This window comes from Halochromatium sp., from assembly GCF_046541315.1.
Lineage (GTDB): Bacteria > Pseudomonadota > Gammaproteobacteria > Chromatiales > Chromatiaceae > Lamprobacter.
The window spans coordinates 1-5,522 of the sequence record NZ_JBKHDN010000183.1; the positions used below are offsets into that span (position 1 = coordinate 1).

The following is a 5,522-nucleotide window of genomic DNA, read 5'->3' on the forward strand; positions in this document are numbered from 1 at the left end:
GCGCGCTGCGTCGTGGAAAGACACCAAGCACGGGGTCTCTCGTTCCCAGGGAATGCCTCAGCGCTCGTAGAGGCCGACGATGCGGCTTTGCTCGATCACATGCGCTCCGTAGTCGCGCAGAAAGGTTTCGCGGTCCGGCATGCCAGCGACGGGCTTGTCCAGCGCGTAGAGCCAGAAGTAGTAGTGATGCGGACCATGGCCCTGAGGCGGCAGCGGGCCGCCCCAGCCGATGTCGTTGAAATCGTTGATGCCTGGACGGAATTGCTTTTCGCCATTCAGCGGGATCTGCTCGGTCCCGGCGGGAATGCCGTATAGGGTCCAATGGGTGAAGCCGTGCGGCATGGGCGCGTCGGGATCATGGCAGATCACCGCAAGCTCCTGAGCGCCCTCGGGCACGCCAGCGATGATCAGCTCGGGCTGGTCGTTGGCGCCGGTCTTGGTATAGCGATCGGGAATACGCTCGCCATTGTTGAACGCGGGTGATGACAGCTGCATCGACATAATCTGGGCTCCGTCGCGGTGGTCTTCTCGCTCGATTCGGCCCGCCCTGCGGATACGGGCACGAGCCGGTGGGCTCAGGGATGCTAGAGCAAGGTCTGAGCCAGTGCTGTAGCACGGCCTGAGCCGGTGTTGTAGCACGGTCTGAGCCAGCGCTGTAGCACGGTCTGAGCCGGCGCTGTGTTCCGAAGCCCCAGGCCGATGGGTGGAAATGCACCGATGGCGAGGTAAAACCCCCGCTGTGCCGAGCCGTGCCGCATCGGCTGTCCCGGTGACCGCGCCCCATTCAGCATGATGAGCGGTCCGCGGCGGTCATCGCGGCGGACGGGGGCGCCGTTGCCGTTCCTAGGGTGGGTGACAAGCGGTGCTCACGCTGAGGTCAGGTTGCCGGACGGGCCTTCAACGAAGAAGATCTGCTTCCACGGATCGATGTGGTGTTTTTCCCGCTCTGATGGTGGAATACGCGCAGCGCTGCTCAATCGGCGATGCTTCCCTTTGCCAACATCGCAGCCAGAAGACTGTTCGTCAGCCAGCAGCAAGACGCTGGCTCACCGCATCAAGGAGCGTATCCATGTCGACGTCGGCTACGTTGAGCCCCTCCGGCATTCCGGGCTTGGACGATGTCCTGCAGGGCGGACTGCGGCAAGGCCACCTGTATTTCATCGAAGGCCCCCCTGGGACCGGCAAGACCACCTTTGGCTTGCAGTTTCTGCTCGAGGGGCTGCGCCGCGGCGAGCGCTGCCTGCTGATCTCGCTCGCCGAACGCCCGGAGGAGGTCGCCGTGATCGCCGCCTCGCATGGCTGGTCAATCGACGGGCTCGAGGTGCGCGACCTGGTCAATCCGCACGAGGTTCATAGCACCGCGCTCTTCGATCTCTCCGAAACGGCCCTGGATGACCGCGTTCAGGCCGCCCTCGCGGAGATCGATAGCCTGAGACCTCAGCGCCTGGTCCTCGACACCCTGGCCGCCTTGCGCATCTACAGCGATCACCCCTCCATATTCCGGCGCCATGTCGAGCACTTCCGCAGCAAGGCCGTTGAGCTTGGGACCACGCTGCTGGTCACCGACGAGGCTAGCGGATCGCCGGAGCTGCATCCGCGCAGTCTGGCCTGGGGCATCATCCGCATGGAGCAGCGCGTCAGTGATTACGGGCCCAGCCGGCGTTGGCTCTGGCTGCCGAAACTGCGCGGCCAGGCCTATGTCGGCGGCTATCACGACATGCGGATCGAGACCGGCGGGCTGCGCGTGTTCCCACGGCTGGAGATCGGTCGATCGACAGCGCCGCCGGCGCGTAACGATCTGGTCTCCAGCGGCAATGCGTCACTCGACACACTGCTCGGCGGCGGGCTCGAGCGCGGCACCAGTGTCGGGCTCATCGGCCCACCCGGCTGTGGCAAATCGACCCTGGCCAGCCGCTTTGCGCTGGCAGCGGTGGAGCGCGGCGAGCGGGTCGTGTTCTATGCCTTCGACGAGTCGCTGGCTACCTTGCGCAAACGCGCCCTCAGCCAGGACCTCGAGATCGACTCGGCATTGGCCTCGCAGCGGCTCAAATTGCGCCAAATCAACCCTGGCCAGGCCGCGCCGGGCGAGCTGGCGCGCGAGCTTGCCGAGGAGGTCGATCGCCACCAGACTCAGCTCATCGTGATCGACAGCCTCAATGGCTATTTCCAGGCGATGCCGAATGACCCGATGCTCAACCTGCAAGTGCATGATCTGCTCAGCTATCTGAGCGCACATGGGGCACTGACGCTGCTCACGTTGGCGCATCCAAGCCCACTGAACCGGCAGCAAGGCCTGCCGGTCGATCTGAGCTATCTGACCGATACCGTCATCGTCCAGCGCTATTTCGAGGCCTATGGGACGATTCGCTACGCGCTCTCGGTGATGAAGAAGCGCTATGGCGATCACGAGCGCACCATCCGGGAGTACAAGATTGGTCCCGGCGGCATCGACGTCGGGGAACCGCTGACTGAGTTTCGCGGCGTGCTCACGGGCGTGCCCGAGTACCTGGGCGAGCATCAGCCACTCCTTTGAGTCGGGCTCATGGCTGACAGCATCCACAGCACCTCCCGCAGCGCCGAGCGCATCCTGATCCTGGCGCCGACCCCGAGCGATGCCTCGCTCTGCGAGCGCTTCCTCCGAGAGGCCCAGCTGCAATCCGAGATCTGCGCGGACACGGCGGCCCTGTGCGCCGCCTTAGAGCAGCCCGCTGGTGCCCTGGTGGTGGCTGGCGAGGCCTTGCGCGGCGATGTCGGCGCCTGCATTCGCGAGCAGTTCTCGCGTCAGGAGACCTGGTCGTCATTGCCATTGATCGTGCTGACCCGCCGGCTCGCCAAGGCCAGTCTCGAGGCCTTGGACGACTACGACATCTATGGCCATGTCCGACTGATCGAGCGGCCGGTGAACCGCACCGTGTTCGTCAATGGGGTGAAGATGGCGCTGCGCGAGCGGCGCCAGCAGTATCGGATTCGGGACCTGCTCGACGAGCGCGCCGAGCATGTCGCCCAGCGCGATGAGTTCCTCGCCACCCTCGGCCACGAGCTGCGCAACCCGCTCGCGGCGATCATGACCTGCGGCGAGGTCCTCGAGTCGCTCCAGCTCGAGGCGCCGCCGGCCTCGCGTTGCCTGAGCGTCATCGCGACGCAGGCGATGCAGATCAAGCGTTTGCTCGACGATCTCTCCGATGTCTCGCGCATCGCCCGCCGCAAGCTCAGCCTGCAGTGCGAGCCGCTGGAGTTGGCCACGGCGCTGCAGGACGTCGTCGTGCAGGCCCAGTCCACGCTCGAGGCTAGAAATCAACGCCTCGAACTCGATCTCGGCGATGACTCCATGGCGTTGCTGGCCGACGCGACCCGGCTGCGCCAGATCTTCGCCAACCTGCTGGTCAATGCCAGCCGCTATTCGCCGGACGCGAGCCTGATTCGGCTCAGCGCGCGCGCGCGCGACGGCCTCGCCGAGGTCTGCATCCGCGATCAGGGGGTGGGCATGAGCGCCGAGACCCAGGCCCGCATCTTCGAGCCCTTCTTTCAGGCGCCCCAAGGTGAGGGCGAGGCGCAGACATCGCGCTCTGGTCTCGGTGTTGGACTCACGCTGGCGCGCTCGCTGGTCGAGCTGCACGCCGGCACCATCCACGCCGAGAGCGATGGGCTCGGCAAGGGCAGCCAGTTCCGGGTCGTGCTGCCGCTGCAGACGGCGCCGCGGACCGAGGCGTCTCAACCACCGCCAGGGCAGCGAGCGCGGAGGCACCCTTCGTCGTCGCAACGCATCCTGTTGATCGAGGATAACCTGGACTTCGGCAGCGGCCTGAAACGGCTGCTGGAGCAACGCGGACATGAGGTCGTGCTCGCCCACGACGGCCCCGGCGGCCTGAGTGCGGCCGAGTCCCACCGGCCTGATGTGGTGGTGCTGGATATCGGCCTGCCGGGTCTCGATGGCTACGAGGTCGCCGCCCGCCTGCGCCGCCTCGTCGGCTGCGACGACTTGCGGGTGATCGCGGTGACCGGCTTTGGCCGCGACGTGGACCGGCACCGCTCGCACCGCGCCGGCATCGACCGACACCTGGTCAAGCCGGTGGCGATGCCGGAGCTTGAAGCCGCCATCGCCGGACGCTAGTCTGCGCCGTCCCGGCCATCGCCGGACCCTGGCATCTTGCTGGCGAGCTTGCATCTCCTCAGGCAACCGCATCCGTTCCCAGCCAGCCTCGCAGCAGGGCACCGGCCCCATAGGCGAGCACCGCCGCGCCGCCACCCGTGAGCAGGGTCTCAAGGCCGGAACGGACGCGAGACTGGTCCAGCGCCCAGCCCTTGGCGATACCCACGCCAAGGAACGCCACTGAGGTCGCAGCAATGCTTGCGATGAAGGCCTGATCGAGGCTGAGCGCTGGCACCGCGAATGGGATCAGCGGGATCGCACCGATGAGCAGAAAGGCAGCAAAGGTGGCGGCTCCGGACTGCAACGGCTGACCGGTATCGCCTGGCTGCAGACCGAACTCCTCCTGAGTGATGGTCTTGGCCCAGAGCTCGCGGTCGGCAGTGATGGTCTCGACGATGCGATCGAGCGTCTGGCCCTCGAAGCCCTTGGCGGCGAAGACCTCGCGTAGCTCCAAGCATTGATGCTCGGGGATGGTCTCAATATGGCGTAGCTCCTCGCGCTGAGCCTGGTCGGCGGCCTGGGCATCGCTCTTGGTGCCAAGATAGTTGCTGACCGCCATGCTGAAGCCATCGGCGAGCAGGCTGGCGACGCCCAGGATGATCACCACCGGGCTCGAGAAGCCACCTCCGACGGACCCAGCAACCACCGCGAAGCTGGTGATGCCGCCGTCGATCGCGCCCAGCACCGCATCGCCGAGATGTCCGCCGCCTCCCTCGGAGTCGAGTCGCGCGCGGACGTCGGCGGCATGATGCGCGCGGGCCAGATGCCAACGTGACCGCTGTCGGGGCTGTTTTGCAGGCATATCGCGATGTGCTCCTTGATTGTAGAGATCGCCATGCAGCAGGCGATCAGTGTTGCGGATTCGATCGGTTCGCTGGCGACGGCTGATTCGATCAGGACGCGCGCCTGTGCCGGATCAGCCGATGCACCACCAGCTTGCCCAGCTGTACCAGGATCAGTGGCAGCAGCGAGAACGACAGGATCAGCAGCCATTCGCCGAGCGTCGGGATCTGGATCGAGAGGATGGCCGCCAGGGGCGCGACGTAGGTCGCGGCGATCAGCAGCGCGACGCCGATGGCGATCGCGATCCAGACATAGCGATTGCGGGTGACCTCGTTGACCAACAGGCTCGACTCGGTGCCGCGCATGTTCAATACATGCCAAAGCCGGGCGAAGCCGAAGGTCAGGAAGCCGATGGTTACCGCATGGGCGGTATCGAGCTGCAGCGGCCCGAGCGCGATGGCGAAGGCGATCAGCGCCGCCGCCGCTACCGCCATGATCTCGGCGAGATTGCCGGAGAGCAGATAGACGATGAAACGGCGGATGTTGCTGAAGATGGTCCGCCCGTGCTCGATGGCCGCGACCAGGGTCG

Annotated in this window: 6 protein-coding genes; 2 read left to right on the forward strand and 4 right to left on the reverse strand. The window is 66.0% G+C overall.

All coding sequences use genetic code 11. The features are described from left to right. Positions 1 to 57: 57 nt before the first annotated feature. Positions 58 to 501: a YbhB/YbcL family Raf kinase inhibitor-like protein gene (locus ACLFQI_RS11055; RefSeq protein WP_410759319.1), complete on the reverse strand. Its 444-nt coding sequence runs from the start codon at positions 499 to 501 to the stop codon at positions 58 to 60. Positions 502 to 866: 365 nt separating this feature from the next. Then, complete coding sequence (locus tag ACLFQI_RS11060; RefSeq protein WP_410759320.1) at positions 867 to 1,037, reverse strand: hypothetical protein; 171 nt, start codon at positions 1,035 to 1,037, stop codon at positions 867 to 869. Between the two features lie 32 nt (positions 1,038 to 1,069). On the opposite strand from ACLFQI_RS11060, the gene ACLFQI_RS11065 reads away from it, so the two are divergent. Next, entirely contained in the window at positions 1,070 to 2,533 is a 1,464-nt protein-coding gene (locus tag ACLFQI_RS11065; RefSeq protein ID WP_410759322.1) for an ATPase domain-containing protein, read from the forward strand. A gap of 9 nt (positions 2,534 to 2,542) precedes the next feature. Continuing rightward, entirely contained in the window at positions 2,543 to 4,111 is a 1,569-nt protein-coding gene (locus ACLFQI_RS11070; RefSeq protein ID WP_410759324.1) for an ATP-binding protein, read from the forward strand. Positions 4,112 to 4,169: 58 nt separating this feature from the next. On the opposite strand, the gene ACLFQI_RS11075 is transcribed toward ACLFQI_RS11070, so the two are convergent. Then, a complete protein-coding gene (locus tag ACLFQI_RS11075; protein ID WP_410759326.1) occupies positions 4,170 to 4,952 on the reverse strand; it encodes a VIT1/CCC1 transporter family protein in 783 nt (260 codons plus the stop codon). A 91-nt stretch (positions 4,953 to 5,043) separates the two neighbouring features. Continuing rightward, a partial coding sequence (locus ACLFQI_RS11080; protein WP_410759327.1) for a cation transporting ATPase C-terminal domain-containing protein occupies positions 5,044 to 5,522 on the reverse strand: 479 nt, incomplete at its 5' end.